This is a genomic window from Parafrankia sp. FMc2 (assembly GCF_041008525.1).
Classification (GTDB): domain Bacteria; phylum Actinomycetota; class Actinomycetes; order Frankiales; family Frankiaceae; genus Parafrankia.
The window spans coordinates 14,747-35,804 of the sequence record NZ_JBFLUG010000068.1 but is presented as its reverse complement, the minus strand read 5'-3'; the positions used below and the strand labels follow the sequence as shown (position 1 = coordinate 35,804).

At 70.6% G+C, this 21,058-nt stretch carries 16 protein-coding genes and 1 pseudogene; 8 read left to right on the top strand and 9 right to left on the bottom strand.

All coding sequences use genetic code 11. The features are described 5' to 3' along the window. Positions 1–56 precede the first annotated feature (56 nt). Positions 57–989 (top strand): SDR family oxidoreductase, encoded by a 933-nt coding sequence (locus AB1460_RS21915; RefSeq protein ID WP_368963727.1) that lies wholly within the window; start codon positions 57–59, stop codon positions 987–989. Positions 990–1,030: 41 nt separating this feature from the next. Here AB1460_RS21915 and AB1460_RS21910 read toward each other — a convergent pair whose 3' ends face one another. The 7 genes and pseudogenes from AB1460_RS21910 to AB1460_RS21880 form a co-directional block, all read right to left on the bottom strand. Further along, positions 1,031–3,007 (bottom strand): aconitate hydratase, encoded by a 1,977-nt coding sequence (locus AB1460_RS21910; protein WP_368963742.1) that lies wholly within the window; start codon positions 3,005–3,007, stop codon positions 1,031–1,033. 194 nt (positions 3,008–3,201) lie between these two features. Beyond that, positions 3,202–4,290 (bottom strand): class I SAM-dependent methyltransferase, encoded by a 1,089-nt coding sequence (locus tag AB1460_RS21905; protein WP_368963726.1) that lies wholly within the window; start codon positions 4,288–4,290, stop codon positions 3,202–3,204. A gap of 266 nt (positions 4,291–4,556) precedes the next feature. Continuing rightward, positions 4,557–4,688: pseudogene (locus AB1460_RS21900) on the bottom strand (Fic family protein); the annotation flags it as partial. A 165-nt stretch (positions 4,689–4,853) separates the two neighbouring features. Continuing rightward, a complete protein-coding gene (locus AB1460_RS21895; RefSeq protein ID WP_368963724.1) occupies positions 4,854–6,770 on the bottom strand; it encodes a choline/carnitine O-acyltransferase in 1,917 nt (638 codons plus the stop codon). Between the two features lie 46 nt (positions 6,771–6,816). Then, positions 6,817–7,797: a class I SAM-dependent methyltransferase gene (locus tag AB1460_RS21890; protein WP_368963723.1), complete on the bottom strand. Its 981-nt coding sequence runs from the start codon at positions 7,795–7,797 to the stop codon at positions 6,817–6,819. Positions 7,798–7,825: 28 nt separating this feature from the next. Then, the gene (locus tag AB1460_RS21885; protein WP_420497335.1) at positions 7,826–8,731 is read right to left on the bottom strand and encodes a HalD/BesD family halogenase; all 906 of its coding nucleotides are present in this window, start codon (positions 8,729–8,731) and stop codon (positions 7,826–7,828) included. Between the two features lie 359 nt (positions 8,732–9,090). Continuing rightward, a complete protein-coding gene (locus AB1460_RS21880) occupies positions 9,091–9,657 on the bottom strand; it encodes a DUF1990 family protein (RefSeq protein ID WP_368963721.1) in 567 nt (188 codons plus the stop codon). A 274-nt stretch (positions 9,658–9,931) separates the two neighbouring features. On the opposite strand from AB1460_RS21880, the gene AB1460_RS21875 reads away from it, so the two are divergent. The 6 genes from AB1460_RS21875 (at position 9,932) to AB1460_RS21850 (ending at position 17,856) form a co-directional block, all read left to right on the top strand. After that, positions 9,932–11,323, top strand: coding sequence for a diacylglycerol/lipid kinase family protein (locus tag AB1460_RS21875; RefSeq protein ID WP_368963720.1), 1,392 nt, complete (start codon positions 9,932–9,934; stop codon positions 11,321–11,323). 58 nt (positions 11,324–11,381) lie between these two features. Beyond that, positions 11,382–12,842, top strand: a complete 1,461-nt coding sequence (locus AB1460_RS21870) for a DUF2252 domain-containing protein (protein ID WP_368963718.1) — start codon at positions 11,382–11,384, stop codon at positions 12,840–12,842. A gap of 197 nt (positions 12,843–13,039) precedes the next feature. Further along, positions 13,040–13,567 (top strand): DinB family protein, encoded by a 528-nt coding sequence (locus AB1460_RS21865; RefSeq protein WP_368963739.1) that lies wholly within the window; start codon positions 13,040–13,042, stop codon positions 13,565–13,567. Between the two features lie 2 nt (positions 13,568–13,569). Then, the gene (locus tag AB1460_RS21860) at positions 13,570–14,007 is read left to right on the top strand and encodes a VOC family protein (RefSeq protein ID WP_368963716.1); all 438 of its coding nucleotides are present in this window, start codon (positions 13,570–13,572) and stop codon (positions 14,005–14,007) included. A 941-nt stretch (positions 14,008–14,948) separates the two neighbouring features. Then, entirely contained in the window at positions 14,949–16,301 is a 1,353-nt protein-coding gene (locus AB1460_RS21855) for a hypothetical protein (RefSeq protein WP_368963715.1), read from the top strand. Positions 16,302–16,629: 328 nt separating this feature from the next. Then, entirely contained in the window at positions 16,630–17,856 is a 1,227-nt protein-coding gene (locus tag AB1460_RS21850) for an ABC transporter substrate-binding protein (RefSeq protein WP_368963713.1), read from the top strand. 118 nt (positions 17,857–17,974) lie between these two features. Here AB1460_RS21850 and AB1460_RS21845 read toward each other — a convergent pair whose 3' ends face one another. Continuing rightward, the gene (locus tag AB1460_RS21845) at positions 17,975–19,546 is read right to left on the bottom strand and encodes an ABC transporter substrate-binding protein (protein ID WP_368963712.1); all 1,572 of its coding nucleotides are present in this window, start codon (positions 19,544–19,546) and stop codon (positions 17,975–17,977) included. Between the two features lie 176 nt (positions 19,547–19,722). Beyond that, positions 19,723–19,851 carry a hypothetical protein gene (locus AB1460_RS21840; protein WP_368963711.1) on the bottom strand — a complete coding sequence of 43 codons (129 nt, stop codon included), beginning with the start codon at positions 19,849–19,851 and terminating at the stop codon, positions 19,723–19,725. 200 nt (positions 19,852–20,051) lie between these two features. Between AB1460_RS21840 and AB1460_RS21835 the strand changes: the two genes are divergently transcribed. Further along, positions 20,052–21,056 carry a diguanylate cyclase gene (locus tag AB1460_RS21835; protein ID WP_368963710.1) on the top strand — a complete coding sequence of 335 codons (1,005 nt, stop codon included), beginning with the start codon at positions 20,052–20,054 and terminating at the stop codon, positions 21,054–21,056. The last annotated feature ends 2 nt before the right edge of the window (positions 21,057–21,058 follow it).

Genomic DNA, 21,058 nt, shown 5'->3' with positions numbered 1-21,058 from the left:
CCAGCCTGGTTGCACACGTCGCCCACGGCCGATCGCCACAGAACGAAGGAGACCTCATGGCGCGCAGCACCGACCTGCCCATCCCCGACCTGACCGGCAAGCTCGCCGTTGTCACGGGCGCGAGTGACGGAATCGGGCAGGTGATCGCCACCCACCTCGCCCAGGCGGGCGCCGAGGTGGTCATGCCCGTGCGATCGGCCGCGAAGGGTGAGGGAGCCGCAGCCCGTATCCGCGCTCAGGTGGCGGGCGCGAAGATCTCGACTCGTGCCCTCGACCTGTCGTCGCTGGACTCCGTGGCCGCCCTGGCGGACCAGCTCAAGGGAGAGGGGCGCGCGATCGATATTCTGATCAACAACGCAGGCGTCATGACGCCGCCTCACCGCCAGGTGACGAAGGACGGGTTCGAACTGCAGTTCGGTATCAACCATCTCGGTCACTTCGCGCTCACGTCGGGCCTGCTGCCGCTACTCAGGGAAGGCCGAGCGCGGGTCACGCATCAGACGAGCATCGCCGCGCGAAGCGGCGAGATCAACTGGGCGGACCTCGACGGGACGACCGACTACGACGCGATGAAGGCCTATGCCCAATCCAAGATCGCCGTGGCTCTGTTCGCCCGCGACCTCGACGCGCGCAGCCGGGCTGCCGGGTGGGGCATCTCCAGCAACCTCGCCCACCCTGGCGTCTCACCCACGAATCTGCTGGCAGCGCAGCCGGGCATGGGCCGGGAGAGGGAGACCGGCGGGCGTCGCCTGATCCGTGTCCTGTCACGCCTCGGCGTCACCGCCACAGTCGCCAGCGCCGCGCTCCCGGCGGTGATGGCCGCGACCGATCCCGCGTCACGCGGGGATCAGTTCTACGGTCCGAAGCGGACGCTCGGCGGCCCGCCCACTCTGCAGAAGCAGCTGTGGCCGCCGATGCGGAGCATGGACGACGCTCGCCGGCTCCAGGAGGCATCCGAGCGGCTGGTCGGCGTGCGGTTCGCCGCCTGACCCCGTCAACGGGCCGGGTCGCCCCGGCGGACCGTGAGCCGTCACCGCTGGCCTGGGTTCCGCTGGCCTGGGTTCCGCTGGCTCAGGTGCGGAAGCAGCCCGCCGACGGCGAGCAGCTCCTGTTGGCGGGCGGAGAGGTGATGGGTGAGCCGGTACCGTTCGTTCTTCGTCTCGTTGTCGAGCCAGAGGCCGCCGGTGCGCAGTGATTCGGCGATGTCGTTGAGTGCTACGACGTCGCCGAGGTCGATGCGGTCGTAGTCGGCGTGGTCGGCGAACTCGACGGCCAGAACGCCGAAGTTCGCCAGGTTCTGCCAGTGGATGCGGGCGAAGGACCTGGCGACGACCAGCCGTAGGCCGAGGTAGTGCGGGACGAGCGCGGCGTGTTCGCGGGAGCTGCCCTGCCCGTAGTTGCTTCCGGCGACGATCGCGTGCCCCGCATCGCCAGCTTCCCGGGCTCGCCGTGAGTAGCCGGGGTCGAGATCGGCGAAGGCGAAGTCGGCCATCCTGGCGACGTTGCTGCGGAAGGGCAGGACCCGGTTGCCGGCCGGCATGATCTCGTCGGTGGACACGTCGTCGCCGACCTTGAGCAGGACCGGGAGCCTGAGACGGTCCGCCAGCGGCGTGCTCTCCGGCAGTGGCGTGATGTTCGGCCCGCGTACCAGCTCGACGTCCGCGGCCTCGGTCTCGGGCAGGGGCGGGACCAGCAGCCGGTCGCCGCGGGCCGGTGATGCGGGCAGACGCAGCGTGGGGTGGTCGACGCCGAGTCGGCCGGGCAGGGTGCGGGGGTCGGTGATCTCACCGGTGAGCGCGGCGGCCACGGCGGTCTCCGGCGAGCACAGCCACACCTGGTCGTCGGGCGTTCCTGACCTGCCTGGGAAGTTGCGCGGAAAGGTCCGCAGGCTGTTGCGGCCGGTCGCGGGTGCCTGCCCCATGCCGATGCAGCCCAGGCAGCCGGCCTGGTGGAGCCGTGCGCCGGCGGCCAGCAGCGGCGTCAGCAGGTCCAGGTTCGCGAGGTCGACCAGGACCTCGCGGGAGGTCGGATTCACGTCGAGGCTCACCTGTGGATGCACGGTCCGGCCGGCGACGGCGGCTGCCACCACTGCGAAGTCGCGGAGCCCGGGGTTCGCCGACGAGCCGACGACGATCTGGTGGACGGGCTCGCCGACGACCTCCCGCACCGGGACGACGTTTCCCGGTGACGAGGGCCGGGCGATCAGGGGCTCGAGCGTCGACAGGTCGATCTCGTCGTCGACGTCGTACGAGGTGTCCGGGTCGGCCGCGATCTCGGTGAACGCCTCCTCCCGGCCGGCTTCGCGCAGGAACCGTCGTACCTCGTCGTCCGCGGGGAAGACGCTGGTGGTCGCGCCCAGCTCCGCGCCCATGTTGGCGATCACGTGGCGGTCCATCGCCGACAGCGTGGCCACGCCAGGGCCGTGGTACTCGATGATCCGGTCGACGGCGCCCTTGACGCCGTGCCGGCGGAGCATCTCGAGGATCACGTCCTTCGCCGAAACCCAGTCCGGCAGCTCGCCGACGAGGCGCACACCCCAGATCCCGGGCATCCGCAGGGGCAGCGGGTGACCGGCGACAGCCGTCGCCACCTCGAGCCCGCCGACGCCGATCGCGAGCATCCCCAACGAACCGGCGGCGCAGGTGTGGCTGTCGCTGCCGACCATGGTCGCGCCCGGCCGCCCGAAGTAGCGCATGTGGACGGGGTGGCTGACGCCGTTGCCGGGCCGGGAGAACCACAGGCCGAAACGCTGCGCGGCCGAGAGGAGGAACAGGTGGTCGTCGGGGTTGCGGTTGTCGGTCTGCAGCAGGTTGTGGTCGACGTACTGGACGGAGCACTCGGTCCGGGCACGCCGCAGACCCATCGCCTCCAGCTCGAGCATGACCAGCGTGCCGGTGGCGTCCTGGGTGAGTGTCTGGTCGATGCGCAGCGTTATCTCCTCGCCGACGACCGGGCGGCCGGCGAGGAGATGTTCGTCGATCAGTTTCCCTGCCACGCCGCGCCCCACCATCGCCACCACCTTCACCACTCGCTGTCCGCCGCTCGACCAACGTCCGTCCCGTGCCCGTGTCCGTCCCGTGCCCGCGTCCGTCCCGTGCCCGCTGCCGGGCGGGTGACACACCTCTGGCGACAGGGCAAGTCGGGAGCCGGGTCGGTCTTCGGTCGGAGGTCGGTTGGTCGAAGCCGCTGCCAGCCGCCGTGCTACCCGGTCCGGCGGTGAACGTGATGGATGAGGCGGGCGATCCCGCGATAGGGGTCCCGCGCCCCGGCTGCCCACTCGGCGTCGACGACGGCGTCAACGTCCGGCCCCGGCAGGAGGTCACCGAGATGATCAGTGAAGGTCCTGATCCCGTACCAGGCGAGTGACCGGGACCCGGCGGCGGTGAGGATCGCGGCGACGTTCGCCGGATCGTCGCCGGGTGGCAGCTGCACCGCCGGCTGCCGGCCCGGTCCAGCGACTCCCGCGGTTCCGGCAGTTCCCACGGCTCCGGCGGCTCCGGTGGCTCCGGCGGCTCCGGCGGCTCCGGCGGTCACAGTGGCACCGGGCTCGCCGAGCAGCGCCGCGGTGTCCCGCCAGCGGCCCTGCAGTCCCGCACGCAGCGCGAGTGCCGGGCCGTTCTTGCCGACCACGGAGATGATCCCGCCGGGCCGGGTGAGCTCGACGAGGACGTTCAACAGGGGCGCCGGCTCGGGCACGAACATGATGACGCCGTGGCAGAAGGTGGCGTCCCAGCCGGCCCCCACGAGGCGGGCGGCGTCCCGCCCGTCCCCCTGGACCAGTTCGACGCGCCGCCGGACCGATTCGGGGGCCTCGGCAAGCCCGCGGCGCGCCTCGGCCAGCATCCCCGGGTCGGGCTCGCAGACGGTCACGTCGTATCCCCGCCGGGCGAACTCCAACGCCTGCACACCGTTCCCGCCGCCGATGTCCAGCAGCCGCGCCGGGGCGGGCGGCAGATGCCCGACCAGCGCGCGGGTGACCAGCCGCTGCCGGACAACTCCCCGCAGCGTTATCGTGTGCGCCACGTAGTCGGCCGCGTCCGTGTAGTCCGCCGTGCCCGGCCCGTCGACGACGGCGAGCACCCGGCCCCCGTAGGCGGCCGGCTCCCCGTGCCGCGGCTCCGGCCGGTGGTCGGCGACCCGCGCCGACGCCTCGTCCGGCGGCCCACCGACCGGCGGCCCACCGACCGGCGGCTCCCGAAGCTCGGCGCCGGACGGCGCCCTGCGGCCCGGAGGCGGAACGACGGGGTCGACGACGGACGTGCGGCGATCGCTGGTCGGGGACGGCTGCATCAGGCAGTGCTCCTTCTTTTGCTGAGGGCCTGACTGAGGACCTGTCCCGTTCGGCGGTGCCGCGAACCTCGTCCGTGCCATCCCCGGCATGCTCCCGGTCACTCCGGGCAGCGCGAACGGGCGACGGCCTTCCGCCGGTACCGGCGGCAGCACCCCTCGGCCGGACGATCGGGGGACCCCGCCGGGAGTTCGTTGACTATAGGCATGAAGCGTGGCGATGGTGATCTCGTCGCGTGGCCACCAGGCATCGGGCCGCGGATCGCCGGTCAGCTGGTATACGGGTTCCTCAAGGTCATGGGCGTGCGGACGATGTCGAGCGCCGGCTGCGGGAAGCGGCGGCCCGCCGTGTAGTAGCGGGCCCGGGTCCGGCCGATCGGTTCCAGGACCTGCGCGGTGGTGGCAGATGCGCCATGGCCGCCCGTACCAGCAGGTGGGTGTCATCGTCGGCGTTGAGCCAGTCGACGAGTTCCCGCATCAGGGCGGGTACGGCCGATCTATCGATCTTCGTCGCCCCGGTTCCAGGGCCGGGAGCCGGCGCCCGGCCCTGGAACCGTACGTGGCCTTCAGCGTGCGGCGAGGCTCTCGTCGGCTGCGAGGAGATCCTGGAGCTCGGTGATGGCCGTCCGCAGATGCCCGGCGAAGGAGTGCATCTCGTCCGCCACGACGCTCGGGGTGCTCAGGTAGATGTTGAAGCGGTCCGGCAGCAGCACGTAGGCGATCCCGATGCACTTGTTGCTGGTCGACCCGAATCCGAAGTACTGGATGTGGGTGGACGGCGCCGAGCTCGTGCTCAGGTAGTCGTCCCGGGTGATCAGCCAGCCGGGGGTGTCGAACAGGTCGAGATGCTCGGTGATCCCCAGTTCCTCGCCGCGGCGGGCCTGGATGAACTGGAGCTCCCAGAGGTGCTGCTCCGGAGCCCGCCCCGCCTGGCAGTCCCGCGCCCGCGCGACGTGCCTGTCGGCCGCGGCCCGCAGCGCCGCCAGCCGGGTGGCCGGGTCGGCGGCCGGGTCGTCCATCACCCGGACGAACGTCTGGATCTCCGGTGTGATGACCCGCATCGCCTCGGTGCGGCCACGCCGGTACTGCCGGGTCGCGATCGACTCGTAGGTGGCGCCGACCAGGCCCTTCGAGCGGTTGTGCGCGAGCTGGTAGGCGAGCTGGACGAACGCGTCCGGCGAGATCCGCAGGCTCTTCGCCCGGTTGGACCCGAAGTCGCTGAACGACAGGGGGGCGGTGGCCGTGGCGGCGGCGTATGCGCTGAACGCGTCGCCGGCGGCGAGGACGTCCGCACGCAGGTCGTCGTCGAGCGTGAAGGTGATCGGACGGACGGCGGGCACCCCCTGGGAGCGCGCGCCGGACCGGGCCGAGTGCTCCGCCGCCGGAGTACCGAGCATGTCGTCGACCAGGCTCAGCACGGTCGTCCCGTCGAGGCCGCAGTGCTCGATGTTGATGCCGGCACTGCCGTCGGCGAAGACGATGAGGGACACCGACTTGTCGAACCAGCGGTTGCCGCTGTCGCCGTGGAGAAGGTTGTCGCACGCCTCCTTGACGTCGGCGGGCGCGAGGTCGTCGAGGCAGACGCAGAACAGCGCGGTCTCGACGGTGTCGAGGGCGGTCGCGTTGCCCGGGTCGCAGGCGAGCAGCGCATCCCGGCTCGTCGCCCAGGCGGCGCGGGCCTTGGTGGTGAGCCGGCCGACGGACGTCTCCGGGGCGGCGCGGTCCGCGCCCGCCTTGAGGATCGCGTCCAGACCGCTCTCGAGATCGTCGAGGGTGTGCGGCTGCCCCTCGGGGCCCACCACGTCCATCCGGAACATGTGGCCGCGGTGGAAGACCACGATGTGGCGTGCGGTGGAAGGGCCTGGTGACGGCTCGTTGTACGGGGTGCGGACAGTGTCCTGCACCTGCCCGGGGATGCGGGTCGTGGAGAACAGGAAGCGGTTCTGGTCCATCGACAGCGGCTGGCCGCGCTGCATGATCGGCTCGATCGCCTCCGCGTCGAGGCGAAGCTTGTAGTCCAGCGCCGAGGCGATCAGCCCCGCGGCCCGGGCCGCCTGACCGGCGTCGGACTCCTCGAACAGGAAGATGAAGTTCGCGTTCAACGCGATGCGGTCACGCCGCCCCAGGTAGCGCGAGGCCCAGAACGCGTCGAGCCAGCTGTGCACGCCAGGGGTGGCGTCGTAGCGCTCCAGCTCGGCGTGCAGGGCCCGGCCCGGGCCGCCCGGGCGCGCGAACGCGGCCACCGCCGCCTCGGTGGCCGCGAGCTCGTCCGGAGTCAGCAACGGGGAGCACCACTGCAGGAACCGGGCGCAGGTGTCGTCCAGGCTGGGCAGTGGCACCCGCGGGAGCTGGTCGTCGTTGACGAACGTGCTGGTGGACGACCATTGCGGCCCGGGGTCGCTTACCGCGGGGCTCGGCTGCCGGGGGCCCGCTGCCGCGGCCCCGGGCGCGTCGCTGCTCGATGGCAGGGCGTTCGGCGTCATACTTGACCTCGGTGGACGTGGGACGGGTAGCCCGACGGCCGTCGGGCTACTGCTGGTGGCTGAGCTGACGCCAGGGATGCCGGTCCCGGAGTGCCGGCGTTGGCGCGGTGCGCGCAGCGGAGGTGCTGCGCGGGCGGGACACGTACAGCTGGGCGTACATCCAGCCGTCGCTCTCCAGACCGTGCGGGTCGATACCTCCGGTGGTGAGGCTGTCCAGCACGAGCTGCTGTTCCTGCGCGGAGGCGAACCTGCGTTGGCGGAACTTGCGGTCGAGCGTGACCGTCTCGTATCCCCTCTCGCGCAGGCTCGCCCCGATGGCGTCGAACGGGAACATCCGCAGTACGAAATGGGCCATCCACGGTAGCTTTCCGTCAGCCGCCGCAACGGCGTCGAGAACCCGCGAGATGGTTCGTTCGCCAACATAGCCGAGGCAGCCGGTCGAGATGACCAGGTCGGTGCCAGCGAGCTGCTGACGCTGCCGTTCGGTGAGCTCCCCCGTCTCCAGATCCGCCTGCACGGCGTCGTCGAGGAAGCCTGCGGCGAGAGCGTAGGAGAGGGCTTCGTCCGACACGTCGAGGCCCACGAACACCGCCTCGGGTGACCGGGAGCCGGCCGAGGATCCGTCGGCATTCCGGTGCCCGGAAGTGGGTAAGGGGACCACGCTGGTGGAACGGACCAGCTCGCGGTCGCGGGCCAGCAGCTCCTCGCGGGAACAGCCCTGGGCCGCGGCCTCCCCGTAGCGTTCGTACAGGCGCTCCAGGGTCACCCCGCAGCGCAGCAGCGCTGGATTGATCCCGTAGGACGAACCGATGTCGAGGACCTTCAACGGCGACGGGTGACGCCCATGCGGATCTTCGGGCCTGGGGCGCCTCGCCGCGCGGTAGTCGGCCATGGCCTCGACGAAATACGGCCGGGCGAGCTCGGGGATCCGGTAGTCGAGCGTGCGCAGCGTCGTGAAGTACGCCCGTGGGTCGGGCTGGTCGTAGATGTGGTCCAGCGAGACTTTGCCAGTGGCATCGAAATGCACAGGTCAGGCTCCTGATCGGATCGCCGGCTCAGTCCAGCAGGCGGTCGCCCCGGACGCGGGCCACCTGCCGGGCGGCCTCGAGGTGTTCGGGCAGCACCCGGCCGAACAGCTGCTTCGTGCGCGCGACGCTCCCGATGACGCCGGGGCGCTCGCAGTAGGCGAAGATCGCCGAATGGCGGGCACTGCCCCCCTGGACCGGGCTGACCCGGTGCAGGGAGAAGCGGCCCCGGAACAGCTGAAGATCGCCGGGACGAAGCACGAGGCGCTGCACCCGCCGGTCATCCCGACCGGTAAGGACGTCACGCACGGCTTCGAGGTTCTCAGCTTCGGCGGACCGGATGTCGGGACAGTACTCGAAGACCCCGCCGGCCTCGGACTCCTGGGTCAGCAGGCTCAGCGAGAACTCGTTGGTGTCGAAATGCCAGGGGTGCTCGTCTCCGGGTCGGATCACGTTGAGACACAGCTGTGCCAGTGGGTCCGCCAGCTCGTACAGCCGGTCAAGCCCGCAGCAGGCAGCCACGAACCGTTGGAACGACCCACTGGAATACAACCGCCGTATGCCCACACCGTCGGGGACGAGATCGGCTGCGACGAAAGCGTTTCCACGCTGCAGGACGATACGGCCGGGGTGATCTTCGGGTAGCGGCGTCCGCACGTCGATGTTGTAGGCGTTGACCGTCTCGGGCTGGTAGTACGCCGACGGAGCAAGTGCCGCGCATTCGGCCCGCAGGGCCTCACGGGCAGCGGGGCGAACGAAGTCGGTGAGGACGCTGCAACCCGTCGTCTCCAGCTCTCGACGGATTCTGGCCACCAGGTCGAGCCAGGCTCCGCCCGCGGGGTGCGTGAGAGGATAACGGTCGGTGTCGACCAGGTCATCCAGGTCATCCAGGTCAACCGGGTCGTCCACGCCGCCGGACGGAGCAGAGCAGGCCACGCCGCCCGCCGCAGCAGTTCCCGAGCGGCTCACGAGATCCTCCCTATCCCGGGCGTGCGCACCTCGTCATGGCGCGCCTGACTGGGTTTCCGACATTCTCGCCCCGGTTACCAGCCCGCGAACACGCCTGTGAGATCCGACACTTTATGAACTTTCGCCGCAATCAGGGCCCGCAATCACGATTCCTTCCTGACCTCGGCATTGGTCAACCTCGGGGCACGGCCGCTGAGACGGCGGAAGGACGGTGGAAGGCGATCAGGCCGGCACACGCGGATCGCTTGTTCCGGTGACGAAGGCCCGATCGCGGGCGGTGAATGCAGGAACGCGGCGGAAGCGGGCGGTGTCCCGGCCTGGTCGTCTCAGGCTTCCTGGTGGCCCACCGCGGCTCGCACCGCCCGGGCATATCGGGTGGTCATCATGTTCTGCGCCCAGCTGCCCGCCGGCCCGGCCAGCCGCGGCGCGAGACCGTTCGGCCGGCTGAAGGCCGTCACGGTCAGCCAGACCGCGCCGGCGGCGTCCCGCTCGACGACGAAGGCCTCCTCGCCGACCTCCGGATGATCCGGCAGGGTCCCGTAGGCGAAACCGCGCCTGTCCACCTCGTTCACCACCCACACGACGCGACAGGCGGCCAGCACGCCGATCCCTCCCCAGCCTGCGCACATCACCACGGTCGCGCCGGTCTCCGCCGCCGGAGCAGTGACCGCCGGCCTGAGGCCGGCACGCCGGTGCATCTCCCAGCTCATGACGACCGCGGCAGCGGTGTCCAGTACGAGCTCGCCGTGCCCCAGCAGCACGCGGCGCCGCAGATGCCGGTAGCCCGCGGGCAGGTTGCCGCCCGCGGTCGCCCCATGCTCGGGGTAGCTCAGGCCCGTTCGCCGGTAGCGCGCCGACTCCCGCTCCAACGATCTGGCGACAACCAGACGCATCCCGCCAGGATGCCCGCCGCGGCGCCACTGGGTGAGGTGACACTCGGCCGATCGACGCGCCGGGCGCGATAGTTCACAAAGGCACGAGATTCCCGGCATCTACCGGCCGGGCCGCATTCCCCTCACGGCCGCGCTTTCCCAAGGCCAGTTTTACCGGCACCTCTCCGGGTAATCATTTCGACAATAAACGTTACCGATACCCCGGTGAACGCGAGAAAGCACGACATTGCTCCATACGAGCGTTGCGATCGACCCTGCGAGGTGATGCACGGATATGCGCTACCTGCGATGGCGTCGTTCCCGGGTCCCGGACACAGTTCCGGATGCCCTGGTCGCGGATGCCCGAGTCGCGGGCGGCAGCCGGCCGTCGCCGTCACGACGGCTGGCTGCCGCGGTCGCGTTGTTGTGTGCCGCCGCGGCACTCGTGGTCGTCCTCGAGGCGCTGGCGGACCGGCCGATCGCGCTGCCGGTCTCGATCGTCGCGGTGGCCGTGACGCTGCTCTCCGGCTGGGCGGCACTGGTCGGGCGGGGCAGTCGCCGAGCGATGGCGACCGTGGTCGCGGCAGTCGCGTTCGGCGGGCTGATCGCCTTCGCGGGCGCAGCCGGCCTGGTGACCGTGTTCGTCATGGCAGCGCTGCTGGCCGCGTCCGGTGCCGCGGCACGCGGTGCCTTCGGCCGGCACCGGCCCAGCGGGACCCGGGTCGGCCCGGCCCGGCATGGCGTCCTGTTCGTGAACACCCGCTCGGGCGGCGGGGCGGCGGGCCGCCACAACCTGGCCGAGGAGGCGAGCCGCCGAGGCGTCGCGGTGGTCCCCCTCACCCCGAAGACCGACCTGCGCAGCCTGGCCGAGAAAGCCGTCGCGGATGGAGCCGACGTCATCGGTATCGCGGGCGGCGACGGCTCGCAGGCGCTGGTCGCCGACATCGCCCGCCGCCACGACATCGCGTTCGTCTGCGTGCCGGCCGGCACTCGCAATCATTTCGCGCTCGACCTCGGGCTCGACCGCAGGAATGTCGCCGGCGCACTCGACGCGTTCGGCGAGGCCGTCGAGCGACGAGTCGACCTGGGCCAGGTCGGCAGCCGGGTGTTCGTCAACAATGTCTCGCTCGGCGTCTACGCGGAGATCGTCCAGTCCGACAGCTACCGGGAGGCAAAGGCAGGAACCGCGGCCGCCATGCTGCCGGGTCTGCTCGGCCCCGGCCGCGACCCGCCCGATCTGCGTTTCACCGGCCCGGACGGCCAGCCGGAACCGACCGCCGACGTCCTGCTCGTCTCGAACAACGCCTACCAGCTGCACAGCCTCGGTGGTCTGGGCACCCGGCCACGGCTCGACGGGGGGCATCTCGGCGTCACGGCGCTGCGGGTGGACCGTGCGCAGGACGTGCCCACCCTCGTCGCGTTGGAGTCGGTCGGCGCCCTCGATCGGTTCCACGGTTTCCACCAGTGGACGTCGCGGGTGCTGCGGGTCGACGCGGCCAGCCCCACCAGCGTCGGGGTGGACGGGGAGGCCCTGCGGCTGACGCCGCCCCTCGTGTTCAGCTGCCTGCCCGCGGCCCTGCGTGTCCGCCTCCCGCCGCAGGCTCCTGGCGTTCCTCCCCCGCGGCCGAGGGTCTGCACGACCCCCTCCGCCCTGCTGCACATCGCCGCTGGCCGACCCGGAACCTGAGCCCGACTGCCCACAGGCGCACGAACCCACGCGCCCACGCGCCCACGAAAGGTCGACGATGACCGCGGTTCTCTCCCGCCCCGCCAGGAACGGCTCCCCGCCGCCGCGGGCAGCCGGACGGGCCCTCGGCACGGCCGCGCCGACACCGGCCGAGCGCGCGGCCAGGGGAAAGGACGCCCGGGGCCGGGCCCCGCGCGGGAGCCATGCGCAGTACGACCGGGCGCGGTACCGAGCCGACCCGATCGACGTGATCGAGGGGCAGTCACGGAGCCGCCTGCCCGAGCTCGTTCCCCTCCGTTACCAGCGCATGATGGAGTCGCCGTTCAGGTTCTACCGGGGCGCCGCCGCGATCATGGCTGCGGACCTCGCCGCGACACCGACGTCCGGGATCGACGTCCAGCTCTGCGGCGACGCGCACATGCTGAACTTCCGGCTGCTGGCGTCCCCGGAACGGCGCCTGGTGTTCGACATCAACGATTTCGACGAGACCCTCCCCGGCCCCTGGGAGTGGGACGTGAAACGGCTCGCCACCAGCCTGGTCATCGCCGGCCGCGCCAACGGCTTCCGCCCGGCCGCACGACGCGGGATCGTCACCGCGGCGGTCGGGGCGTACCGCATGTGGATGCACCGGTTCGCGGCGATGACCAATCTCGACGTCTGGTACGCGCATGTGGACGTCGACGAGCTGACCACCCGGTTCGCGGAGGTCCTCGGCCGACGGCAATCCAGGCGCCTGTCCCGGGCGACGGCGCGCGCCCGGTCGCGTGACCAGCTGAAGGCCTTCGCCAAGCTGACCGAGGTGGTTGACGGCGCACGGCGCTTCGTCTCCGATCCACCGCTCCTCGTCCCGGTCGGCGAGATGCTCGACGGGGGCGAGCGTGACCTGATGATGGGATGGCTCGGTTCCGTCGTCGACCGGTACTCCTCCACCCTGTCGACCGATCGGCGCTCGCTGCTCGCCCAGTACCGGCTCGTCGACGTCGCGCGCAAGGTCGTCGGTGTGGGCAGCGTCGGCACCCGCTGCTGGGTCGCCCTGCTGCTCGGCCGGGACGACGGCGACCCCCTCCTGCTACAGGTCAAAGAGGCCGGGACGTCGGTCCTCGCCGAGCACCTGCCGGGGAGTGCCTACGACAACCAGGGCGAGCGGGTGGTCGCCGGGCAACGGCTCATGCAGGCGACCAGCGACATCTTCCTCGGCTGGCAACGCGTGGAGGGCCTCGACGGGCGCCGGCGCGACTTCTACCTGCGGCAGCTGCAGGACTGGAAGGGCGTCGCGGTGACGGAGAACATGGTCCCCGAGGGCATGGCCCTGTTCGGGCGACTGTGCGCCGGCACCCTCGCCCGCGCCCACGCACGGTCGGGCGACCGCATCGCCATCGCGGCCTACCTCGGCACCGGCGGGGCGTTCGACCGAGCGGTGGCGCAGTTCGCCGAGGCCTATGCCGACCAGAACGAGGCCGACCACGCCGCGCTGGCAGCGGCGGCCCGCACCGGCCGGGTCATCGTCACCGCTCGCTGACCGTCATCACCAGGAACGGGGCGGACGCACGCCCTGGTGGGAAGGGGCGGTGATGACGAGCGCGGGCGCGGCGTGAGAATGCGCCAGGCACATCGAGGACCGAAGCTGTCCGCAGTCCGGGGGATAGTGAGGTCATGATCTACCAGACCTGGAACCCCCTGCTACGCGACCAGATCGCCACGCACTGGGACGATTAGCTGCGCGATCGCCTCGACGGGCTCACCGACGACGAGTACTTCTGGGAACCCGGGCCGGGCTGCTGGAACGTGCGTCCGCGTGGCACCGGCTCCGCGCCGATACAGGGCGGGTCCGGTGCGATGACCATCGACTTCGCGGCGCCGGCGCCCGACCCGTCTCCGTTCACGACGATCGCCTGGCGGCTCGGGCATGTCATCGTCGGGGTGCTCGCGATGCGCAACGCGGCGCATTTCGGGGGCCCGCCCACCGACTACTTCTCGTTCGAGTACGCCCCGACGGCGGCTGCGGCGCTCGCCCAGCTCGACGCGGAGTACGCCCGGTGGCTGGCCGGAGTCGAGTCGCTGGAGGAGGCGGGCCTCACCCGGCCGTGTGGCGCGGCGGAGGGGCCGTATGCGGAGTATCCGCTGGCCGCCCTGGTGCTTCACATCCACCGTGAGCTGATCCATCATCTGGCCGAGGTGTGCCTGATCCGTGACCTTTACCAGCTCACCGGACAACCGACCCCGACCCGGCAGGAGGCGAGCTGACGATGGCCCGCGACATGCAGATCACGTTCGACTGCGCCGACCCGGCCGGGCTCTCGGCTTTCTGGGCCGAGGCGCTCGGCTACCGGCCGCAGGACCCGCCAGCCGGCTTCGAGTCGTGGGAACAGGCCCTGGAAGCGATGGGCGTGCCGCCCGGGAGCCGTAACGACGCCTCGGCGGTGGTCGATCCCACGGGTTCCGGGCCACGGCTGTTCTTCCAGCGGGTACCGGAGCCCAAGCAGGCCAAGAACCGCGTGCATCTCGATGTGCGGGCCGCCCCCGGGCTCGACGGGGAAGCACGGATGGCGGCACTGGAGGCGGCAGCCGAACAGCTCGTCTCCCATGGCGCGACCCGGCTCCGACGCCACGAGCCCGCTCCCCCGCTCGGCGCCGGTCACATCGTGATGGCCGATCCCGAGGGCAACGAGTTCTGTCTGGACTGACAGGCGTGCACACCGCCGCAGCCACGATGCACCGCGCGACTGCCTGCTGACCTCCATGCGGCGGGACCGCGTCGGGTCCCGCCGCACGAAGGCAGCTCCGGCCGCTCAGCCGCTCAGATCACGATGAGATCCATCGCGTGGTGGACAGCGGTGGTGGCCGCATTCTGTGCCACCACCGGCGAGACCCTCCCACTGGTACTGACGGGTCACCGGAATTGCCATCCAGAATGCGCAAGGTTCCAGACCTTGCCTGGCAAAGCGTTGAAAGGCGAGCCCTCACGCCCTGACCGAAGGGAAACGACAACATCCTCTCGAGGATCCCTTCGCCCCGCCGTGGGGCCCCACCCCAGACGCGCGACAGGCTGGACGGACCCCGGGCGCGCGACGCGCCGCAGGAACCACGGGCAGGCGGGGGCTCACCATGGGCACGACCGCCTGGCAACCAAGGAGACTTCCGGCCCCTGGAGGTCCTCACCAGCGAGTAGCCCCTCGCTGGCACCCACCCGCGGCGAACCACGCCGAGGCGTCAGCACTCGTCTCCGGAGCCGCCCAGCGCTTCCGGCCGGTACCGCGTGACCCAGGCCGCAACCTCGTCGCGATCCCGGACCCGCATCGGGCGCGACGCCGTGAGCGGGGCCGGGAACGAGGGCCGACGCGCCAGTTGATCAGCCCGCGGCCGAGAAGACACCGAGCCACCCGGAAGGTTCAGGCGGACGTCACACGATCGCACGGAGAGAACACACCGACCAGGCTGACGTCGTCGGCACCGGTCGCCACCAGTGGATATCCACCCCGATCGCACCGGGCAAAGTGCCACACCAGTGCGATGTCGACCAGCCGCTATCCCGGCCGTCGCCAGACTCCCCGCCCCGGCCCCGCCCGCCACGGTGTGGGCCGGGGACAAGGCCAGGCGGGCGTCGACGACGACGACAGGGGATTTCGTGCCGGGGAGCATTGTTGGTTGCAGGGGTTCCCGGCGCACGGGCCGGACAATCCTCGGTTCGCTGCTTCTTCTGGCATTCCTGCTGCCGGCCGGAGCAGCATTCCTGCTGCCGGCCGGAGCAACCAGCTCGACCGGGGTGTACGCGACGTCCGGGATGCCCAGCGCGACCGGAGTCGCCGAGGCGGCGGCCACGGACAACAGTCCCGCGGCCGCACCCGCCTTCTCTCTCTCCGTGAGCCCGACCAGAATGACGATCTCCCCGGAGGACATCGACTCCGACCAGAAGTTCATCGTCACCAACCGCGGCGCCCAGCCGCTGGAGGTGGAGGTGAAACGAGCGGATTTCACGACCGGCGAGGACGGCGTCATCAACCTGACCAGGGAACGGACGCCGTACTCGGCGACCGACTGGATGACGGTCAGCCCTGCCCGTTTCCGTCTGGAGCCGGGTGCCCGCCAGTCGGTGGTGAGCCGCATAGCAATGCCGGAGGATCCCGAGCCCGGTGACCATCACGTGGCCCTGATCTTCATGGTGCCAGCGCCGGCGGGCGGTAAGGGGTTCCAGCTCAGCCGGGGCATCGCCACCCCGCTCTACATCACCGTCCCCGGGCCGGTCGACGACAGCATCAGACTGGCCGGCCTCGCGGCGCCGTCCTTCGCCCTCCGCGGGCCGGTCGGTATCACCGCCTCGTTCAGCTCCACCGGAACCGTGCACCGCGACTACCGCGGGACCGGCGTTCTGACGGTCAGTATCGACGGCCAACAGGTCCCGTTTCCCGACTTCACGATCAGCCGGGACACCGAGCGCACGGTGACCGCGCGCTGGGAGGACCCGCCGCTGTTCTGCGTCTGCCACGCCGAGGTCGCCGTTACCCATGCTGATGGCATGGTGCAGACCAGCAGGTCGACCATCGTCATCTTCCCGGTGCACCTCGCGGCGGCGGCGCTGGCCGGCATCGCCATCCTGTCGCTGCTCCTCCTGCTCGCCCGGAGGCACTACCGCGCCCGGGTGCGGGCAGCGGCCCGCGCACTGCGCGAGAGCGAGGACCGCAAAGCCGACGCAGGTCGGCCCTCCGCACCAGGCCGGCCCGACGGGGCCAACCAGCCTGACACGGCGGACCAACCTGACGTCACGGACCAGCCCGTGGCAGCGAGCCGCTCGGGCTCCGCGAGTGCGGCCAGCTCCGCCAGCCCGCCAGACAGCGAGACACCCGCGGCCGGCGAGAATCCACCGATCACGGTTCCCCCGCAACGGGGCAGCGAGCTGGACGCGGGCCCGCCCGACCCGCCCGCCGATGCCGTCGGGAAGCGACAGTCCGGCAGCAGCGCGCCTGGCAGAGACGGTCGGTGATTTCCGCAGCCGCGGCCAGGTCCAAAGACCAGATGTTGACGTGGGCGTCGAAGGTTGCGAACATCCAAGCTCACCTGGTTACTCGATGAATCGCAGCCCGGTCCGGCCGTCTGATATTCGCGGCGCGGCGCGGCACACCGCTCTGGTGGCAACAGGGCTGCGCTACCACGAGATGGGACACCACGTGCGGAAATCGAGAATCTCGCCCGCTGCCCCCGGCGGTGGCCCGGCCCAAAAACGAACGCCCCGCCCGCGCTCGCGATTCCTGTCCGGCCGTTCTTCCTTACCTTGCTCGCCTACCTTACCTGCCTTACCTGTCGTCGCCGGGTTGGCGGCCCTTCTGCTCCTCGCCGGCGCCTGCGGCGGCGGTGACACGAATGAACGGGAGAACCCTTCGACCGGTGGTGCCGGCACGGCCGCCGAGGTGCTCGGCCCGGCCGCCGCGGCAACGGGTGATCCCGTCCGGGTCGGTCTGATCTCGGACGGCAGGAGCCCGGTCAGCGACACCTCGATCGAAGGGCGCGTGGCGGAGGCGACCGTCAGATACCTCAACGAGCATCGTTCCGGGATCGCGGGCCGCCCGATCAGGCTGATCGCCTGCGAGTCGCTGGCGGATCCGGGGAAGAGCGCGGACTGCGCGAACCGCATGATCGAGGAGAATGTGGTCGCGGTCATCGCCGGGTCGCTGGCCGCGCCGGAAGGCGTCTGGAAACCGCTGCACGACGCACAGGTGCCCGTGATCTTTCCGGTGGCGACCGGCTCGGCGCTGCTGGGTGACAGCGACTCGACCTTCGTCATGACCGACCTGATCTTCCCGTACGTCACTCTTCCCATCCAGCTGGCGAAGGACAACCGGGTCTCGAAGGTGACGATGGTCGTCGTCGACGTGCCGTCCGCCGTGAGCGTGTCGAAGGTGCTCGCACCCCCGCTGTTCGAACAGGCCGGTATCGACTTCGACAGCGTGGCAATTCCTCCGGGCACCGCCGACATGACGCCTCAGATGCAGCGCCTCGCGTCCGATGACCCCGGAATCGTTCACATCGTGGGCCCGGACGCGTTCTGTATCAGTGCACTGAACGGTCTGCGTGCGGTCGGGTTCACCGGCCATGTCAGCGGCATCTCCCAGTGCATCAGCGACGCGACCCGGACCGCCGTGCCCGGGGACATGCTCGACGGCATGGCCGTCGCGGCCTCTGTTCCCGTCGGGGCTGACAATCCGTCCACCCGGCTGTACGAAGCGGTCGCGAGCTCCTACGGCTCCGACATCGACACCAGCAGAACATCAGGAATGGTCATGTTCCTGGCGGTCACGGGCCTGCAGACCGCATTGGAGGGGATCTCCGGGGAGATCACCCCGGCCACGGTCACCACCACCGTCAGATCCATGCCGGAGAAGGACCTTCCCGGCGCGAGCGGGCTGCGTTTCCGGTGCAACGGCAAGGCCTATCCGTCGACGCCGGCAGTGTGTGTCCGCGGCGGCCTGCTCACCATCCTGGACGACGAGGGCCAGCCCACCGAGTACAGGCCGGTCGGCACCTCACCGATCGAGGACTGACCAGAACCGGGCAGGGAACCAGCTCTGCCATGGCGGTCCCGGGCTGGCGCCGTGCCGCCCGGGACCGCCGTACTCAGGTCCCGCCGTACTCAGGTTTCGCCGTACTCAGGTTTCGCTGTTACTTGCTGATCCAGATCTCCTCCGGGAGGAGCGAACCGAGCCCGTACTGCTGGAAACCGCCGACGTCGCGGGATCCGATCGTGCCGAGTGGCCCGCGGGCGAGGAACAACGCGGGCGCCAGCTCGATCAGCCTGTCCTGCACCGTGTCGTAGGCCCGGGCCCGTTCGCCGTCGGACGCCGCGGTGCGGCCGGCCAGCAGGGCTGTGTTCAGCTCCGGGTCGTTGATGCCCGGAAGATTAGCCGGAGAGCTGCCGAGAAAGGCCGTCGGCAGTCGCGGGTCCGGATCCTGGAACAACGCCGAGGTAATAACCGCGTCATAGTCGTGGGATGTCCGCAGCGCGGCGAACTCGGCAATTTCGATGATCCGTGGCTGGAAGCTGACGTTCTGGTAGCTGGCGAGCTGCGCCTGGAGGTTCTCCGCCATCTTCCGGTTCTCGGAGTTGGGCGTGGTGGTGAAGGTGAAGGACAGCGGCTTTCCATCGGCGGCGAGTTCGTTGAGGAGACGCTGGGCCCCCTCGCGGTCAAACTGGTGGAGCGGCTTGTCCGCGCGGAAGGGTGACGCCTCGGAGAACAGGGAGTCCGTCATCCGGGCGGTGCCGTTGTAGACGGCGAGATTGAGCGCCTCCAGGTCGATCGCCTTCACGAAGGCCTGCCGCGCGCGAATGTCGTCGAACGGGGCCCGACGCATGTTGAGTGCCGCGAAGAGGCCGCCGCTCGCCTCGAGGAAGTTTGTCGCCAGCCCAGCTTCGTTCGCCTTGTCCAGGTTCACCCAGCTCGAGTCGATGGCGATGTCCGCCCCACCGGTGATCAACGTGTTGTAGCGCTGGTTGTTGTCCAGGGCCGCCCTCAGCACCAGGCTGTCGAGGTACGGCTTCGGCGCGTCCCAGTAGCGCGGGTTGCGAGCCAGCCGGATATCGGCCTGGCGGGTCCAGGAACGCAGCGTGAACGGTCCCGCGCCGATCGGTCTCTCGTCGAAGGCCCGGCCGCCCGCCCGCAACGCCGCCGGTGCGGCGATCCAGTTCAGCGCTGTGGTCACGACCGCTTCGGAGAACTGCGGGATCGGACTGGCCAGGGTCGCCCGGAGCGTCACGGCGTCGACCACGTCCGAGGAGGCGATCATCGATGCCTCCGCCCGGTTGACGGAGCCGAGCGCCGGGTCCTTGATCCGGTCCCAGTTGAACTTCACGGCCGCGGCGTCCAGCGGGGATCCGTCCGAGAAGACCAGCCCCGGTCGCAGTTTCAGTTCGAAGGTGGCGCCGCCGTCGGCCGACTCGAACGACTCGGCCATCGAGGGGTGGAGCGCGCCTTTTTCGTCATTGACCAGCATTGTGCCGTACAGTGCGTTCCCCAACAGGGCGCCGGAGGCGTACGCGTTGCCCAGCGCGGCAGGATCCAACGTACGCGGATCATTCAACAGGAGGACCCGCCCCTCCCCGCCTTGCACCGGGGCTCCCGTCGCGCCCCCCGCACCGCCTGTCTGATCATCGCCGCCACCGCCGCAGGCTCCCAGAAGGAGCAGCACGGAACTCGCCGCAGCGGTTATGAGTAATCGCGTTCCACGGATCACCATCTAGACCCTTTCGTGACATCATCCATCAGCTGCGGGAATCACTCGGCTGCCGAGCGTCACCACGGATCCGCGCCATACCGGAACGGACGATCTCCCGGCAGCAGTGCTATCTACGCCCGGCCGGACTCCCACAGGGATTATTTTCCCCGCCCGCAGCGTGGGAGGTGCCCGTTTGCTCAGATCACGAAGAACTCGTCGACGCGGGGGCGGGCGCCCATCCCGATGCCGTGCCGGGCGCCGGCGGAGGCCCGGCGGGCCGTCGCCCCTCCCTGGTGGCCATCGATTGCATCCGCTGATTGCGGCACAACCCAATCCCATCACGCAGAGCACACAACCAGAACGCATTGGTCACACTCCGGATGGGTCTTTGTCGGGCAGGGCGTCAGTTCGACGTCAAGGATCGCGAGCATCGCCCGGTGGCCGCCGGCGTGATGCCACGGACGGTCACCAGGCGAGCGAGACGCCGCGCCGCCGCCCGCAGTCTCCGGAAGGAGCAAGAGAATCGGTGATCACCGACGACGTGGCTGCCGCGGTCCTCGACTCGCTGCCGTCCCGCATTGCCGTACTCGGGCCCGACGGCACGGTCATCCGCCTCAACGACGCCTGGCGACGCAGCGCCGCGGCGGGTCTCGTGGTGGTCCCTGTCCGACCCGGCACCAGCTGGCTCGCGGCCTGCGAGGCCGGCGCGCAGGGAAGCTCGCCGCTGCGCGCACTCGGCGCACTGACCCGGCGGATGCTGAACTCCCGCCGCGACCATGGCCACATCGAACTGCCCGTGACGACACCGCGCGGGGAACGCTGGGTCGACGTCCGGATCCGGCCGCTCAGCAGGGGCGACGGCCTGGTCGTGGTGGCCGACGACATCACCGAACGCCACGACCACGAGAAGGTCCTGCGGCATCGCGCCACCCACGATCCGGTGACCGGGCTGCTGAACCGCTCAGCTCTCCGTGATCTGATCGACGCCTCCCTGGGCACACGACCGGCGGACGGCGACGACGTCGGTCTGTTGTTCCTCGATCTCGACGAGTTCCGCCTGGTCAACCACAGGTTCGGCTACGCGGTCGGTGACGCGGCGCTGCAGGCCGCAGCCCGCCGCTTCCAGGAGACCGTCGGTTCCGAGGGAGTGCTCGGCCACTGGGGCGGTGACCAGTTCGTCGTCGTGACGACCAGGACGTCCCGGCCGGCGGCGATGGTCCTGGCGGATCGGCTGAGCTCCTGCCTGGCCGAACCGCTGGAGGCCAACGACCAGGAGGTACGGATCACGGTCAGCGTCGGGCTCGCGTTCGGGAGCACGCTCCGCTTCGGTCCGGACACCGCACCACCGCCCGGCGAGGGCGCCGCCGCGGCGGCGACGCCGCAGGACCCCTCAACACCTCCCCCGCCGGACGCGATGGCCCTGGTGAGGATGGCCAGCGAGGAGATCGTGCGGATGCGGGCGCGTAACCAGGGCCCGCTCACCGCGCGTTCCAGCCCGCACCAGCCGCCGGAATCCGGCAGCTCCACATAAAA

Coding starts and splice junctions, on each gene's coding strand:
- AB1460_RS21915 (WP_368963727.1), top strand. CDS start 57: ATGGCGCGCAGCACCGACCTGCCCATCCCCGACCTGACCGGCAAGCTC.
- AB1460_RS21905 (WP_368963726.1), bottom strand. CDS start 4,290: ATGCAGCCGTCCCCGACCAGCGATCGCCGCACGTCCGTCGTCGACCCC.
- AB1460_RS21895 (WP_368963724.1), bottom strand. CDS start 6,770: ATGACGCCGAACGCCCTGCCATCGAGCAGCGACGCGCCCGGGGCCGCG.
- AB1460_RS21880 (WP_368963721.1), bottom strand. CDS start 9,657: ATGCGTCTGGTTGTCGCCAGATCGTTGGAGCGGGAGTCGGCGCGCTAC.
- AB1460_RS21875 (WP_368963720.1), top strand. CDS start 9,932: ATGCGCTACCTGCGATGGCGTCGTTCCCGGGTCCCGGACACAGTTCCG.
- AB1460_RS21870 (WP_368963718.1), top strand. CDS start 11,382: ATGACCGCGGTTCTCTCCCGCCCCGCCAGGAACGGCTCCCCGCCGCCG.
- AB1460_RS21860 (WP_368963716.1), top strand. CDS start 13,570: ATGGCCCGCGACATGCAGATCACGTTCGACTGCGCCGACCCGGCCGGG.
- AB1460_RS21845 (WP_368963712.1), bottom strand. CDS start 19,546: ATGGTGATCCGTGGAACGCGATTACTCATAACCGCTGCGGCGAGTTCC.